The 15,275-nt window shown below is 54.9% G+C and carries 11 protein-coding genes; 4 read left to right on the top strand and 7 right to left on the bottom strand.

Going from position 1 to position 15,275, the window contains the following annotated elements; all coding sequences use genetic code 11:
- Positions 1-3: 3 nt before the first annotated feature.
- Positions 4-3,249, bottom strand: a complete 3,246-nt coding sequence (locus JRC49_04750) for a DUF5107 domain-containing protein (GenBank protein ID QTE72133.1) — start codon at positions 3,247-3,249, stop codon at positions 4-6.
- Positions 3,250-3,453: 204 nt separating this feature from the next.
- Between JRC49_04750 and gnpA the strand changes: the two genes are divergently transcribed.
- Both gnpA and JRC49_04740 read left to right on the top strand, forming a co-directional pair.
- On the top strand, positions 3,454-5,607 hold the full coding sequence (gene gnpA, locus JRC49_04745; GenBank protein ID QTE72132.1) for a 1,3-beta-galactosyl-N-acetylhexosamine phosphorylase: 2,154 nt from the start codon (positions 3,454-3,456) through the stop codon (positions 5,605-5,607).
- Between the two features lie 72 nt (positions 5,608-5,679).
- Positions 5,680-6,666: an aldo/keto reductase gene (locus tag JRC49_04740; GenBank protein ID QTE72131.1), complete on the top strand. Its 987-nt coding sequence runs from the start codon at positions 5,680-5,682 to the stop codon at positions 6,664-6,666.
- Positions 6,667-6,763: 97 nt separating this feature from the next.
- On the opposite strand, the gene JRC49_04735 is transcribed toward JRC49_04740, so the two are convergent.
- From JRC49_04735 to JRC49_04710, 6 genes are all read right to left on the bottom strand, one after another.
- A complete protein-coding gene (locus JRC49_04735) occupies positions 6,764-8,380 on the bottom strand; it encodes a sugar ABC transporter substrate-binding protein (protein ID QTE72130.1) in 1,617 nt (538 codons plus the stop codon).
- A gap of 173 nt (positions 8,381-8,553) precedes the next feature.
- The gene (locus JRC49_04730) at positions 8,554-9,471 is read right to left on the bottom strand and encodes a carbohydrate ABC transporter permease (protein QTE72795.1); all 918 of its coding nucleotides are present in this window, start codon (positions 9,469-9,471) and stop codon (positions 8,554-8,556) included.
- Between the two features lie 13 nt (positions 9,472-9,484).
- A complete protein-coding gene (locus JRC49_04725) occupies positions 9,485-10,435 on the bottom strand; it encodes a sugar ABC transporter permease (protein ID QTE72129.1) in 951 nt (316 codons plus the stop codon).
- A gap of 217 nt (positions 10,436-10,652) precedes the next feature.
- Entirely contained in the window at positions 10,653-11,600 is a 948-nt protein-coding gene (locus JRC49_04720; GenBank protein QTE72128.1) for a helix-turn-helix transcriptional regulator, read from the bottom strand.
- A 24-nt stretch (positions 11,601-11,624) separates the two neighbouring features.
- Entirely contained in the window at positions 11,625-11,942 is a 318-nt protein-coding gene (locus JRC49_04715; protein ID QTE72127.1) for an L-rhamnose mutarotase, read from the bottom strand.
- Between the two features lie 21 nt (positions 11,943-11,963).
- Complete coding sequence (locus tag JRC49_04710) at positions 11,964-12,989, bottom strand: LacI family DNA-binding transcriptional regulator (protein ID QTE72126.1); 1,026 nt, start codon at positions 12,987-12,989, stop codon at positions 11,964-11,966.
- 207 nt (positions 12,990-13,196) lie between these two features.
- Between JRC49_04710 and JRC49_04705 the strand changes: the two genes are divergently transcribed.
- Both JRC49_04705 and JRC49_04700 read left to right on the top strand, forming a co-directional pair.
- Positions 13,197-14,258 (top strand): glycoside hydrolase family 88 protein, encoded by a 1,062-nt coding sequence (locus JRC49_04705; GenBank protein ID QTE72125.1) that lies wholly within the window; start codon positions 13,197-13,199, stop codon positions 14,256-14,258.
- Positions 14,259-14,279: 21 nt separating this feature from the next.
- On the top strand, positions 14,280-15,236 hold the full coding sequence (locus JRC49_04700) for a sugar ABC transporter permease (GenBank protein ID QTE72124.1): 957 nt from the start codon (positions 14,280-14,282) through the stop codon (positions 15,234-15,236).
- Positions 15,237-15,275 lie beyond the last annotated feature (39 nt).

Below are 15,275 nucleotides of genomic sequence, written 5' to 3'. Positions count from 1 at the left end.
GGATCAGAGTCCTGTTTCCTGCAGGCCTTTGAGGCCCAGGGCTATCATACGGCGGCAGTAATCGTCGCTGCGCTTCTGGATATCATCCTGGAAAACTTCCAGCTCCGGCATGGATACAGCAAAGAAATCATAACCCGTCTTATCAAACATATGGCGTTCGCCGAAAATGATCAGCTGGTGGAAAGACCGTTTGGCGCTTTCCACCTTTCCTAATGCGTGGAAAGCCAGCCCCTGATAATAGATATAGTCAGAGGGCTGATCATTGTAATAACGGACGGGCTCAGGAATCTGGGAACCCGCGGAAGCTTCCGTAAAGCATTGCGCTGCCCTGGAGTCATTGCCCAGCAGCCTGTAAGCGCAGCCCATGAGGTAATAGGCCTGGTTGTCCGGAACGTTTTCCAGCTTGCCTTCTCCGAGATTGGCAGGATAGGAAAGGGTCCGGGACGCATATTCAATGGCGGCTTCCGCCCGGCCTTCCGCCAGGGCTTTGCCGGCCAGGGCGAAGAGGGCGGCTTTATATTCATCCGCCACCTTGCCTTCTCCGCCTTCCCATACATGGAAAGTATAATTCATCAGCAGGTCCAGGGCTTTTTCATGCTGCCCGTCCGCATTCAGCAGGCTGACATAGGCGAGCATCAGGGCATACCGGCCTGGAAGCAGATCCCGGTTCGCCTCCAGGATGGCCAGCCGCTGTTTTACAGGGCAGTCCAGGCGCTTCAGCAGCTGATCCTGCTCCAGCAGGAAACGGCTGTTACCGGGCTCAAGGCGGACGGCTTTCGCGATTTCCCCGGCGGCCAGGGAACGGTCACCGTGGTTGTAATACGCAATGGACAGGTTCCGGTGGGCCGGAGCCAGATCAGGCTGTTCCTTCACCGCAGCCTGCCAGTGGGAGACAGCCGCGTCATACTGCTTCCTGTCATAGAAGAACTCACCCAGGTAATAGTGGGCCTTCGGGGCGGAGGGCAGGATAGAAACGGCGTATTCCAGGACCGGAAGTTCCTCCGGCTTGTTGGGGAAGCAGAAATCCGTCGGCAGGCTTTCCGCCTTCAGGGCCTGCGCGGCAGCGGCTTCCGTGTGGTTCATACGGCCTTCCGCATATGCGAGGGCATAATACTTCAGCGGGGTTTCAGCAGGGCTGGCGGCAAGCACTGCCGCGGCGTCTTCCCAGCAGCCGAAACGCATGAACTCATAGGCAGTATTCAGGGATTCCTCCGGACGGCCGCCGGCAGCCCGGTCAAAGGCAGGCTGTCCGGCGCTCCGGTACAGCAGGGGCAGATACAGCGGATCAATGGCCAGGCTTTCCTCCAGGAAACGCCTGTATTCCGGCGTATCTCCGCTGAGCTTCCAAAGGGCGGAGGCTTTCAGGCTGCGGGTTTTCATATCGTGCCAGCCGCGGATCAGGCTTTCATCCGCAAAGTGCAGCGCTTCTGCAACCCGTCCTTCCCGGAGACTGAGACAGCCCAGGTGAAAATAGGCGGGGCCTGCGGTTTCAGCACTCCAGACAGCTTTGTAGAAGGCATCGAAGGCTTCCTGCGTCCTGCCCAGCATTTCCAGGGCGAGGCCCAGGTTATAGTATGCTTCCCCGGCGTAGGGATTGGGGTTCCGCCAGGTTTGTTTTCGGACGGCGGCTTCAAAATACGGAACGCTTTCACGGATCCGGGCGTTCCGCAGCAGGTACAGGCCGTAGGCATTGTTCAGCCGGATATCGGTGGGATCACGGCGCAGGCCTTCCAGGTAATAATCCGCTGGCAGGAAGGTGGCATGACGGTACTGCTCCAGATGCTGTCCTGCCAGGAACAGCTCCTCCAGGGACTGGATTTCTTCCGGCTGTTTCAGCGCTTCGGCAGGTTCGGGTATGGGCCGGTTTTCCTTCACATATTCCCTGTATTCACACAGTTTTTTTCCATCCGCGTCGGAAACCGCCACCTCGTAGTCCTGCAGGTCTTCCACTGTTTCAACAACGGCTTTGAGAGGCGACAGATTTGCTTTCCTTCGACAGATTTCCCGTCCAGCGGAACGGATCACGATTTCGGCATCCGGGAAGGAGCCGGTTGCATATACTTTGATACGGGCGGCGGCAGCTTTCCGGCGAAGGGCGTCATTTGCTGCCTTGCCATACGCAAAGGGATCCGGATCCAGGACTTTTCCGTCCGCGTTAATATAGTCAACGCCCAGCACCACATCCCGGGTTGCATTGCTGACCCGGCCTACGGTTTTGTAGGGCATGAAATACTGGGTGAAATTCTTTTCCTCATGAGGCTTCAGCCAGGCAAAGTCCGGCTGGTTGTCACAGTATACGCCGGTCATCAGCTCAATATAGGGACCGTCTTCATCCGTCAGGTTCCGATCCCAGGTTTTGCCGAAGTTGCCGCAGCCCCAGGTCCATTGCTTTTTCCCGGGACTGATATGGTGATCGGCTACGTGAAGCAGGCCGGCATCCCGGCTTTCATCAAAGTTGCCGACAAAGTCAAAATCCGAATGAGCGGCCATATAGGACGTGGGAACCCGGATGTTTTTATAGCGTGAAATATCCACGCCTGCGGAATAATCCGCCTTATAGTATTCGCCGGTGGCAATGGGGAAGGTGGAGACTGCACGCTTCCCGTGATCCATGACCGCGTTTACGTCCGGCGGGAAGACGGAGAAGGTATGATCGTTTACAGAGACGGCGGGGTTTGCCCACCAGAGAAAGGTCTGCGGATAGTCGGTCGGGTTGAAGAGCCGGCCGCTGATTTCAATATAAGCTTTCCCGGGATACAGGGTAATGACGGCGTTGCTTTTTGTGCCGTTGATCCGGTCTGTTTCACCAAGGATGACAGAGGCGGAGCCGTCCGGGTTTTCCGAAAGGATATAGTCCACAGGCATAAACGTGGAGGGACGGTGATGCTGGGGCCAGTTGAATTCAATGCCGCCGGAAATCCACGGCCCGGTCAGGCCGACGAGGGCGGGCTTGATCACGCGGTTATAATAGACGAAATCATACTGATTGGTTTTGTCCAGTGCCCGCTGGATCCGTCCGCCCAGTTCCGGCAGGATCATGACATACAGGTATTCGTTTTCCAGGATTACAGCCTGGTACTGCACGTCCTCCGGGGTTTCACTGATCTTTTCGCAGATGGGCAGCGGATATACCTTGCCGGTGGAACCCTGATAAGCCCGCTTTTCGATGAAAAGCGGGTTCTTTTCCAGATCGCCGATTCGATAGGTCGGAATGGTTACCGTCTGTTCATATACCTGTGCTTTATTCATGGTTTTCCCTCTCGCAGCATTGCCAAGGATCTTTTTTTCAATGATAACAGACCGGAAAGAGGCGTGTCAAAGCTGGAAGAGGTTTATGGGCGAAACTGCAATACAATCAGTAAAAAATGCGCGGAATCGGCTGTTTCTGTCTGGTAAAATACAGTAAAGAGAACTGTCCCTGACGACTGACGGACAAAGAACAGGAGAATCACAATGAAGGATTACGCTGCCGGCGGTTTCACGCTTCCCGGTGAAGCAGGCTATGAGCAACTAACCCTGGAGATGGCAAAAAAGTGGGGCGCGGACGTGATCCGCGATTCCGACGGAACAAAGCTGTCTCCGGAGATCACGGAAGCGGGATACCGGATCTATTCCACAATCTGTATTATCCGGGAACACAATGAGTTTGCCCGTTCCCATCCGGATGCGCAGCAGCAGACCTTCCTGTTTTCCGAACCGCAGACAGCTCTGTCTGAAACACTGGTCATCCACCCGCTGGACGGGTATTTTGACGAGCAGTTCGAAATCAATGATTCGGCGGAAGCGATGGCATACTGGCAGGTCTGGGACCGGACGGAAAACAGGATTCTCTCTGATAAAGAATGGGAATATGCGGACGGCCGGGTGACGGTGAACCACTGCACCCTGTACCACCGATATTCCGTCTCCTTCCTGGCGTGGCGGATCTGGGAAGAGATCAACATGTACAACCACACAACCAACCACTGGCAGAGTGAACACCTGCGCCAGCTGGATCCCCGGCATCCGGAAGCGTGGAAATACCTGCAGGACTGGCTCCGGAACTGGTGTGAGCATAATCCGGATACAAACGTAGTCCGGCTGACCTCCCTGTTCTACAACTTCGTCTGGATTTTCGGAAGCGATATGCGCCGCCGTACCCGTTTTGTCGATTGGGCAAGCTATGATTTTACGGTGAGCCCGGCTGCCCTGAAGGCCTTTGAACAGGAATACGGATACGCGCTGACCGCTGAGGACTTCATCAATAAAGGCAGGCTCCAGGCAACGCACCGGCCGCCGACTGCCCGCAAACGGGATTATATGGATTTTACCCAGCGCTTTGTGGCGGAAAAGGCCAGGGCACTGGTGGATATCATCCACTCCTTCGGCAAGGAAGCATACGTTTTTTATGATGACAGCTGGGTCGGCATGGAACCGAACGGCCCGTACTTTGCTTCCGTCGGGTTTGACGGGCTGATCAAATGCGTGTTTTCCGGCTTTGAATGCCGGCTGTGTGCCGGGGCAGAAGTGCCGGTGCATGAACTGCGGTTCCATCCGTACCTTTTCCCGGTGGGACTGGGCGGACTGCCTACTTTCTCGGAAGGCGGACATCCGGAAGAGGATGCGGAGGCATACTGGCTGCACGTGCGCAGGGCGCTGGCCAGGCAGTGCGTGGACCGGATCGGCCTGGGCGGCTACCTGCACTTAACCATCGGCCAGGAAGCCTTTAACGATACCATTGAAGGAATGGCGAAAGATTTCCGGAAACTGAAGGACCTGCACAGCCAGGGAGCGCCCGTAGAACTGCCGGTGACGGTTGCCGTACTGCATGCATGGGGCGCGCTGCGCTCCTGGACGCTTTCCGGACATTTCCATGAAACAGACTGGAATCCCCTGATTCACATCAACGAAGCGCTGGCAGGACTGCCGGTCCGGGTGAAGTTCATCCATTTTGAAGATGTGAAAAACGGCGCACTGAAGGATACGGACGTGCTGATTAATGCCGGAAAAGCAGGAGACGCCTGGAGCGGCGGAGAGGCCTGGAAATCCCCGGAAGTGGTCAGCGAAGTGACCCGTTTTGTGGCGGAGGGCGGCTGTCTGATCGGCGTCGGCGAACCTTCCGCAACGGAAGGGGGAGACTCCCGCTTCGCACTGGCACATGTGCTGGGCGTGGACCGGGATGACGGCGCTTATGCCTGCCATGCCCCGTGGGAGTTTACAGAAGAAGGGGCGCCCTTCTTTACCGCGAGGGAATGCGTCGGGAAGACGGAAGGAATCCGGCTGACCGGTCCGGATACGCGGGTGCTGCTTGCCTGCGGAAATACCCCGGTGCTGACCCTTCATTCCTTCGGGAAAGGGCAGGCTGTGTACATGGGCGGGTTTGCCTACACGCCGGAAGCGGCCCGCATGCTGCTGGAGATGCTGCTGTTCCTGACAGGAACAGACGGAAGTACAGCCGGCCTGACGGACCAACCGCTGGCGGAATGCGCCTGGTATCCGGAATCAGGGACGCTGGTGGTGATGAACAACAGCAGCGAGCCGCTGGATGTGAACGTGACGATGCCATCCGGTATGACTCAGGTACATATTGATGCCGGGGAAATGCGCTTTGTTTGTGTAAAAGAATGATGAAGAACACACCGGTTTTATCCGGAAAAGATGACAGACAGAGACGTGTGAGAGTTGAGGAGGTGGTGGCAAATGTATCAGGCCAGTGAAAAAAGATACGATAAAATGATATACAACCGCTGTGGAAAGAGCGGACTCCTGCTGAGCGCTATGTCTTTGGGTATGTGGCATAACTTCGGGTCTTCAGCGGAATATGCCAATATGGCTGATATGGTGACAACCGCTTTTGATCTGGGTATCACACATTTTGACCTTGCCAACAATTATGGACCGGCTCCCGGAGCGGCTGAGGAGAATATTGGCAGAATACTGCATAAGGAGCTGTCCGCTTATCGGGATGAATTAATTATCTCCACTAAAGCCGGTTATATCATGTGGCCGGGACCCTACGGGGACCACGGGTCCAGAAAATATATGATAGCTTCACTGGATCAAAGCCTGCATCGAATGGGGTTGGAATACGTGGACATTTTCTACCATCACAGGCCTGATCCGGATACTCCCATGGAGGAAACGGCTGCTGCATTGGATTATATCGTCCGAAGTGGGAAAGCATTGTATGTCGGCGTGTCCAATTACACACCGGAACAGACCCAAAAAATGGCGTCTTTGATGCGCTCTCTGGGTACACCGCTGACAGTTCATCAACCACGGTATAACATGCTTGACAGGGAGTTTTATGAAGAACTGGAACCAATACTGGAACAGGAAGGAATAGGTTCTGTATGCTTTTGTCCGCTGGCACAGGGACTTCTGACAGATAAGTATCTTCATGGTATCCCATCAGATTCCCGTGCTGCATCGGCTTCTCCTTTTCTCAGCGAGAGTCGTATTACTGAGCAGCTTCTTGCAAAGGTTCATGCTTTGTCTGAGATAGCCCTTAACAGGGGACAGACACTGGCTCAGATGGCGACTGTCTGGGATTTACGAAACTCCCTGACTTCTGTTATTCTCGGTGCGTCGCGTGCGTCTCAGATTATGGAAAATGTGAACGCACTGCAGAAAAGAGATTTTACGAAAGATGAGCTGGAGGAGATTGACCGTATTCTCAAATCCTGAATGAAGAGCAGATCTGTTTTATATATGCCGATAACAAATTCCATAATAAAGCCGGAGCCATCAGGCTCCGGCTTTATGTGTTGAGTAAAGATCAGAATTACTTGTGTTCCTTGTTGAGCAGGTGGGTGGAATTGCCCGCTTCGTACGCGGCGGCACGTTCTTCGGTCACTTCACGGTAACCGGCGTCCATGTACTCGGCAGCAAACTGATCATACAGGGCGTCGAACTCTTCGGGAGCGCACATGGTCAGCTTGTCGCGGAGTTCCTTGTACTTCTCAACCAGGACGGTCTGGTATTCAGCTTCCGCTTCCATGGAAACGGAGAACAGCGCGTTGGCGATGGCCCAGCCGTTGTCACGGATGGCAACCTTGGCGTTGTACCAGGCAATCACGTCTTCGGTGAAGTCCTGCTTCAGGTCGTGAGGCATGTTGTTGCTGATCACGTCTTCGATGGTACCGGCCTGGCGGGCTTCAATGGTGATGCACCAGTAGTCCTTGTTGTTGTTGAAGCCCAGCTTGTATTCACCGTCATAGTCGCTGACGCTGACGGGCAGGTTGTTCTCATCGTACTTGTAGGTTTCGCCTTCAACGCCCCACTGGAAATTGAAGAGGTTGCCTTCCTGGGTCAGCCATTCCATGTACATCCAGGCAGCCTTCAGCTGGTCAGCGGTGGCATCCTTGGAGAAACCGATCATCATGCCGAAGGGGTTGTCGGTGCGGTAGCCGGGGTTGGTGCCGGTGGCTTCGTCGATTTCCGCGGAAACGGGAGCGATGGCCAGCTCGGCATCGGGATTCGCTTCATAGAAGGCGGTCAGCCAGTCCATGTTGGCGGAGATGTATCCGGCGTAGGAATAGGTCTTGCCGTTGATGAAGTTGGTCTTTTCATCCTCGGTTCCGGTCAGGTAGTATTCCGGATCGGTGATGCCGGCATTGTACTTGTAGTTTTCATTCTTCAGGAAGAGCTTGTTGGGTTCCCAGCCCAGGGAAGGAATGTTGTAGTCGCCGTACATGGCCCATTCTTTTTCATCCAGGGGCCAGGTGCGCCAGGCGTAGTTCTGGTCGGAACCGACGCCGGTCACCATGGAACCGCCGGCGGGATGCTCGGCAATGCCTGCTTCCTTGATCTTCAGCATGGCGGCATTGTAATCAGAGACTGTTACCGGCACATGATCGTAGCCGATCTGATCCAGCCAGTCTTTCCGGACGAAGGTCTGGAAGGTGTAGGAAGTGTCATAGTAGGGACGGTAGGCGGCAACGAAATAGGTTTCGCCGTTGATCTGGGTGTAGGTCAGCTGGTTGTTGGTCACCATCCGCTGATAGTAGGTGGGGGCAACAGCCGCGAAATCGTCCATGCTGAAGGTGGTCAGGTATCCGTCAGCAGCCCACTGGGTGACTTTCGGATAGTCATATTCCATCAGGACGGTGGGCAGCTCATTGGCGGCTGCCAGCATGGAATACTTGGTCATAACGTCGGAACGGGGGATAGCAACGTAGTTCACGGTGACGTTGTACTTGTCGCCGAAGTTTTCCTGGATCCACTTGGTCCAGTAGTTGCTTTCCACGTTCGGCACGCCGGCCTGTCCGCGGTCATACACCGGAATCGTGATGGACACGTTCTCGGCAAAGGGTTCCCAATCGGCAGTTTCCGCTGCGGCCATGGGGAGGAGTGACAGCATCAGGACGGCTGCCAGCACCAGCGCAAGGATTTTCTTCATAAAGGTATCCTCCTTTTTTTATTCTCAGAGCAAATCGCATGCTCCGAAATCCGACTAACAGATTATTGGACTTCTGTCCGCAACCAATCGTCGCGACTGCCTGCCAGGCAGCTCGCTCGTTTCGGTTGAATTCATCTCTTTCGAAATTTCCGTTACTGACGGTCGAAAGAGATTCATCCCTTGACTGCTCCGACCATAACACCCTTTACGAAATACTTCTGCAGGAAAGGATAGATACAGATGATCGGCAGGGTTGTGAACATGATACAGGCGGCCTGGAGCACTTCCGGGGTGCTGGTGACTTCGATGGCCTCGGAAAGGGTGGCAGTCTGGGCTTCGGTAGCGGATGAAACCAGCTGATACAGCTTGTATTGGATCATCTTCAGGCCTTCCTTGGTGATGTAGTACTTGTTATCCGCATAAGCGTTCCACCGGCCCACCGCGTAGAACAGGGACAGGGTCGCAATGATGGGCAGCGACAGCGGAAGCACCACCTGGAACAGGATCTGGAAATTGTTCGCGCCATCCAGGAAGGCGGCTTCCTCCAGGCTGTCCGGGATGCTGGACTGGAAGTAGTTCTTCATGATCAGCATATTATAGGCGGAATAAATCAGCGGCAGGATCAGCACCCACATGGTGTTGAGCATCTTCAGATCCCGGTACAGCAGGTAGGTGGGGATCAGTCCGGCGTTGAAATACATGGGGATCATCAGGATGACGGTGAAGAAAGCCCGGCCCTTCAGCCGCCTGCGGGAAAGGGGATAGGCGGCGCAGGTGCAGGTGATCATCCCCAGAATTGTGAAAATGATGACCACGCCGACGCTGTACAGGAAGGAATGTACCAGGGTGCCGTCCTGGAAAATGGACCGATAAGCGTCAAAGTTCAGCCCTTTGGGCCATAGCACAACGGACTTCTGCATGACTGCCGTGTTGCTGGAAACGGATTTGGCAGCCAGGTGGATAAAGGGCAGGATACAGGTGAGGCACAGGATCACCAGGATGACGATAATCAGGACATCCACGAAGTTGAATTTGCGGATCGCGTGGGAACCGTCATTGATTGTATCGAAATCTTTTTCTTTTCCGACCATCATTCCCACCTCCTTACAGCAGACCGTCTTCGCCCATGAGTTTGGCGAAACGGTCGCTGATCAGCACCAGCATCAGGCCAACGAGACTCTGGAAGAGACCCACCGCAGTGGCCATGCTGAACTTGGAATTGGCAAGGCCTTTTTCATAAATATAGATGGCCAGCTGATACTGGTAATCCCGCACCTGAGAGTTGGCGAAGACATCCAGCCGTTCAAAGTTGCTGCCCATGATTTTACCCAGGTTCATGATCAGCAGCACGACAATGGTGCTCCTGATGCCCGGGAGCGTGATGTGCCAGATCCGCTGCATACGGTTGGCGCCGTCAATCATGGCGGCTTCATACAGCTCTCCGGAAATGCCGGTGATGGCTGCCAGGTAGATGATGGTTCCCCAGCCCATGCCCTGCCATACACCGATCAGCAGGTACGTCGACGCCCAATGGTTCAGCTCGGTGAGGAAGGGAATGCCGCTGTTGATCCATCCCCATTTCATCATCAGTACATTAACGATACCGGTAGTGGGTTTAAAAAGCTGGTAGGCGACGGAGCCGATGATGACCCAGGAAAGGAAATGGGGAAGGTAAAGCACGGTCTGTGTGACCTTTTTAAAACGGGGAAAACGGAGTTCATTCAGCATCAGGGCCAGCACGATGGGCATCGGGAAACTGACGGCCAGGTCCAGGATATTGAAGATGATGGAGTTTTTCAGCGCCCGAAGGAAATCCTTATCCCGGAAAACCTTTGCGAAGGTTTCCAGCCCGACCCATTTGCTGCCGTCATAACCCTTGGCAGGCTTATAGTCGTAGAAAACCATGCGCAGACCCGGATAGGCACCGTAATTGAACAGAATGACCAGCGTGACCGGAATCAGCAGCAACAGATACAGATGCCAGTCCCTTTGCAGGGCTTTTTTCCAGGAAGTCCTTTCCCTGAGGGAAGGAGCTTTCACCTTTTTCGCATCCATACCTTGTTTCTCCCTTAAAACGTTTCGGTTTGCATGATTTCGTAAAAACGATTTGTATGTTTATGTGCATTCTTATTTAATTCAATTATAGGAGGAGCAGATGGCTATTTCCACTCTGTTTCCTGTTAAAACTATGCAAAAACGACCATAAACCCCGGCCGCCTGTTCGGGGGGCGCCGGGGCATAAAATCATTGTTCAGCTGTACAAATAAAGGACTTACGTCATTTCCTGCGGGAGATCCTCCGCCTCCGTCCAGCCGGTAAAAGTGAGCAGGGACGGCTGAAGGCTGTCACCGGAAGCTTTCCGCCAGGCCCTGGGTGTACTGCCCAGCGCCTGGGCAAAATGCCGATTATAGCTGCTCAGGGAGTTATAGCCGACCTTGTCGGCAATCTCCGTAACAGAAAGGGCGGAGGAACGCAGAAGTGTACAGCTTTTCAGAATGCGGGTCTGATGCAGGAAGGACAGGGGAGAGGTACCGATCTGCTCCCGGAAAAGCCGCCGGAAATGGGTGGGGCTCAAATGACACAGGCTGCTCAGGACTTCCTGCGGGAAATCCAGCATGTAGTTTTCATGAATATAATCCAGGGCGGGGGAGATTACCGACATATGCGGATCCCGTACGCTGCTTTTGTTCTCCTGACTGTACACCCGGAGCATCCCGATGAGCAATGCGGTGCACAGGCTCCGGACACAGGTGTGGTATCCCGGCGCTTTACGCTGCATTTCATCGATGATTTCCTCAACCTGGGACTGAATCCAGGGATGATCTTTCGAGTGCAGCAGCAGGCGGCAGTCAGAGAGGAAATGTCCGGCGTCCTTCAGGCCGCTGTGCTGCCGGAGAACGGAAGGTCCCAGCAGGGTGTCCGCATCCAGGAACAGGTAGCTCCACCGGCTGGCCTCCTCCGGATCGGACCAGGTTGTGTGGGGGACATTCCTCGCTATACAGGTGACATCCCCGGCGGTAAAGTGAACCTGCTGATCCCCGAAAACCATGGTGCCGCCGGAAGAATGGCACAGGCCGATTTCCAGGCAGTTATGGATATGCAGATGTTTTCCGGGCACAGGACTGATATGCCACCGATCCCCGGTCAGTACGAGAATGGGGAAATCCGGAGGCAGTTCATAGTTCCGGTATTCAAGGATCATGCGCTTTGGACGTGCCATGCAGTGTTTCCTCCGCCTTTGGCGTTATTCCATCATAAACATCATCCGGAGCTTGGGCTGGGCACCGGTTTCCGGATCCATGACCAGATCCAGCACGTCTTCCATATAGTCGTTCCACTTGTCGACAATGGGGCTTCCGGCCTGGGTTTTCTCCGCGAAAGCGATTCCTTTCTCGCACTCGTAATAACCGAAGACATCCCGGCCGTCACTCCAGATGGAATAGTTCCGGATGCCGGCCTCTTTCAGGAGTGCGAGCATCTCCGGCCAGATTTCATCATGGCGGCGCTTGTATTCCTCCTGCATACCGGGTTTGATACGACCTTTCCAGGCAAAACGTTCCATCTTCCTTTTCCTCCTGTAAGCTTATGGTTTAAGCCGGGCGCAGGATGCGCGCTCCACCAGTTCCCAGTCCGCGGTTTCCTGTTTGTTTTCGCCGCTGATCAGCAGCTGGACAGCCCGGGCACCGGTGCGCTGCTGATATGTGTTGATACTGGTCAGCGGCGGATACAGATAGGGCGCGCAGAACAGGTTGTCGCAGCCGATCACAGACAGCTGATCCGGAATGGAAAGACCGCGGTCACGCGCGGCGGCCATGCATCCCATGGCGACCAGGTCATTCAGGGCAATGACGGCGGTGGGCCAGTATTCCGGTTTCAGGGAATCCAGCATCTGGTTCAGTGCGGCGCTGCCGGCTTCGGTTGTTCCTTTGCAATAGATCCGATAGGAAGCGGTATAGGGCAGGCGGGCATCCTTCAGCCCGTTCTCATATCCCACGTCCCGGCGCAGGGGATCCCGGTCTTCCTCAACACCGCCGATAAAGGCGATGCGCTCGTGGCCAAGGCCGGTCAGATACCGGACGACCTCCTGCATCATGGCGGCGGAGTTATTGGTAACGGCAGGGAAATCATAGGAGGGAGGCACACAGCCGATCAGGACCACCGGCATATACTGGCGCAGGTCATGCAGGGCGGAAAGCACCTGCACGTCATGATCGGGCGGCAGATACTCAACACAGACGATCAATCCGTCCAGACGGCGTTCCGCCAGCATGGCGGCGGGATTGTATTCCCGGGTATCCAGACTGGACCAGGGAAAGAGGCTCATGGTATAGCCGAGCTTCCGGGCTTCCTCCTGGGCACCGGTAAAGATCATGGCGTAGTGGGGATTCAGCAGTTTAGGCAGGATAATTCCCAAGGAATGGGTGGTTTTGCTGGTCAGTCCCCTGGCAATGGAACTGGGCCGGTAATTCCGGCGGTCAATGACATCCTGGACCTTTTTCCGGGTGGCTTCGGACACGTTTGCCTCCCCGCGCAGAACGCGGGAGACCGTGGCGATGGAAACTCCGGCTTCCGACGCAATGTCATAGATCGTGACGCTTTCGCTGCTCATCGTATTCCCCCATACCTGATAGTCAGATTTATATGATTATAACACTTCATCGCTTATGTAAGCGCTAACATTATAACTAATATTTTCCATCTAATCAAGGTATAAATATCTATTTTGGCCATTTTTAAACATGATATTGACATTTGCAAAGGATATCTTTATACTGTAAGCGCTATCATAAACAAGAAAACAAGCAGGTGATCATACATGGGTGAAACGTATCGACAGACAGCTGACCGGGTTCTGGGCATGCTGCAGCGGGCAGACGGGAACGATCCTTCCCGCGGACATCTGACGATGAACAACTGGGAGTGGCCGACGGGTGTCGCCCTCTACGGCATCTATAAAACTTATCAGCAGAGCGGGGATCGTACCGTGCTGGACTACCTGACCGGCTGGTACGACGATATGCTTTCCCGGGAAGAGAAGCCGCACCGCAATGTGAATACGGTGGCGCCGGTGCTGACGCTGACCTGCCTGTATGATGAAACGAAGAACGAAAAGTATCTTCCTGAAATTGAAAGCTGGCTGGATTGGGTGCTGAATGAAATGCCCCGCACGGAATACGGCGGACTGCAGCACTGCACGGTATGGAACAAGCATTACCAGCAGCTCTGGTGCGACACCCTTTTCATGGTCTGTCTCTTCCTGGCAAAGGCCGGCGTAGTGCTGAACCGGCCGGAACTGATTGAGGAAGCGGAATATCAGTTCCTGATCCATATCCGGTATTTGCAGGACAAGGTGAACGGCCTGTTCTACCACGGATGGACGTTTGACCGGCGGCACAACTTTGCCGAAGCCTTCTGGGCCAGGGGGAATGCCTGGTTCACCGTATCTGCTATTGAGCTGTACGACATTACGAAGCGGGACAACGCGGCCATGAGGCTGATCCGTTCCGCCTGGCTGGATCAGGTGCTGGCGCTGTGGAAGTACCAGCGGGTGAACGGACTGTTCACGACGCTGATTGACGTGGAGGAAACCTACTGCGAAACCAGCGCCACCGCAGCGATTGCCTACGGCGTGCTGAAAGGCATCCGGCTGGGCTGGCTGCCGGAGGAACCCTACCAGCAGATGGGAATGCTCTCCGCAAACGCCGTGCTGGGCCAGATTGATGAAACCGGCGCTGTGCAGGGCGTTTCCGGCGGCACCGGCATGGGGCATAACCTGCAGCATTACAAGGACATTATTGTAACCCCGACGGCCTACGGACAGGGGCTGACCTTCCTGATGCTGACGGAGCTGATGATCCGGAACACACAGCCCGAATAAAGCGAGAAAGTGGAGAAACACATGACAACGAAAGCGATAGAGCGCCGTGCGATACACGGAACGGGAAAGCAATACTGGCGCAGGCTCGGCAATGAAGTCCGGCGGGACAAGTGGCTGTATTTTCTGCTGCTGCCCGGCCTGATCTATTTCATTGTGTTCAAGTATCTCCCCATGTTCGGGATCGTGATTGCCTTTGAAAACTACGTCCCGTTCTCCGGCGTGCTGGGAAGCGAATGGGTCGGCCTCAAGTGGTTCAACAGCTTCTTCCGGTTTCCGGCATGGCTGACCTACCTGAAGAATACGCTGATCCTTTCCCTGATGAACATTGTGTTCTTCTTCCCGGCACCGATTATCCTGGCACTGCTGCTCAATGAAATGCGCAAACTGCGGTACAAGAAACTGCTGCAGACATTCCTGTATGTGCCGCATTTCATTTCCATCGTGATTGTCGTATCCATCACCTTCGTGATGTTCGGACCTTCCGGAATTGTGTACAAGGCAACCCAGAACCTGCTGGGACACGCCATCAACTACATGGGATCGCCGGATACCTTCCGCTGGATGATTATCGGCCAGACGATCTGGAAGGAAACCGGGTGGGGCACCATCATTTTCCTGGCAGCCCTGACCAATGTGGATACCCAGCTGTACGAGGCGGCCATGGTGGACGGCGCCGGACGGCTCCGCCGCCTGTGGCACATCACCCTGCCGGCTATCCGTTCCACCATCGTGCTGATGCTGATCCTGCGGATGGGCAGCATGCTGGATACCGGTTACGACCACCTGATCCTGATGGCAAACCCGCTGAACCGTTCCGCCAGCCAGACGCTGGACGTGTTCGTCTACCAGCAGGGTATCCAGCAGGGACAGTTCAGCTATGCTTCCGCCATCGGCCTGATGAAGTCCATCGTGAGTGTGACACTCGTGCTTGGCTCCAACAAGATTGCCCACCTGCTCGGCGAGCAGGGGCTGTACTGAGGAGGGAACCGGCATGAAGAAAAAGCAGATGCCCGAAAG

This window comes from Clostridiales bacterium FE2011, from assembly GCA_017569305.1.
Taxonomy (GTDB): Bacteria; Bacillota; Clostridia; order Christensenellales; family Aristaeellaceae; genus Aristaeella.
The sequence above is the reverse complement of the archived record's forward strand: the minus strand, read 5'-3'. Positions and strand labels throughout refer to the sequence as shown.

Bases quoted from the DNA above. Each gene is read 5' to 3' on its own strand.
- JRC49_04750 (QTE72133.1), bottom strand. From the start codon at position 3,249: ATGAATAAAGCACAGGTATATGAACAGACGGTAACCATTCCGACCTAT.
- gnpA (QTE72132.1), top strand. From the start codon at position 3,454: ATGAAGGATTACGCTGCCGGCGGTTTCACGCTTCCCGGTGAAGCAGGC.
- JRC49_04740 (QTE72131.1), top strand. From the start codon at position 5,680: ATGTATCAGGCCAGTGAAAAAAGATACGATAAAATGATATACAACCGC.
- JRC49_04735 (QTE72130.1), bottom strand. From the start codon at position 8,380: ATGAAGAAAATCCTTGCGCTGGTGCTGGCAGCCGTCCTGATGCTGTCA.
- JRC49_04730 (QTE72795.1), bottom strand. From the start codon at position 9,471: ATGGTCGGAAAAGAAAAAGATTTCGATACAATCAATGACGGTTCCCAC.
- JRC49_04725 (QTE72129.1), bottom strand. From the start codon at position 10,435: ATGGATGCGAAAAAGGTGAAAGCTCCTTCCCTCAGGGAAAGGACTTCC.
- JRC49_04720 (QTE72128.1), bottom strand. From the start codon at position 11,600: ATGGCACGTCCAAAGCGCATGATCCTTGAATACCGGAACTATGAACTG.
- JRC49_04715 (QTE72127.1), bottom strand. From the start codon at position 11,942: ATGGAACGTTTTGCCTGGAAAGGTCGTATCAAACCCGGTATGCAGGAG.
- JRC49_04710 (QTE72126.1), bottom strand. From the start codon at position 12,989: ATGAGCAGCGAAAGCGTCACGATCTATGACATTGCGTCGGAAGCCGGA.
- JRC49_04705 (QTE72125.1), top strand. From the start codon at position 13,197: ATGGGTGAAACGTATCGACAGACAGCTGACCGGGTTCTGGGCATGCTG.
- JRC49_04700 (QTE72124.1), top strand. From the start codon at position 14,280: ATGACAACGAAAGCGATAGAGCGCCGTGCGATACACGGAACGGGAAAG.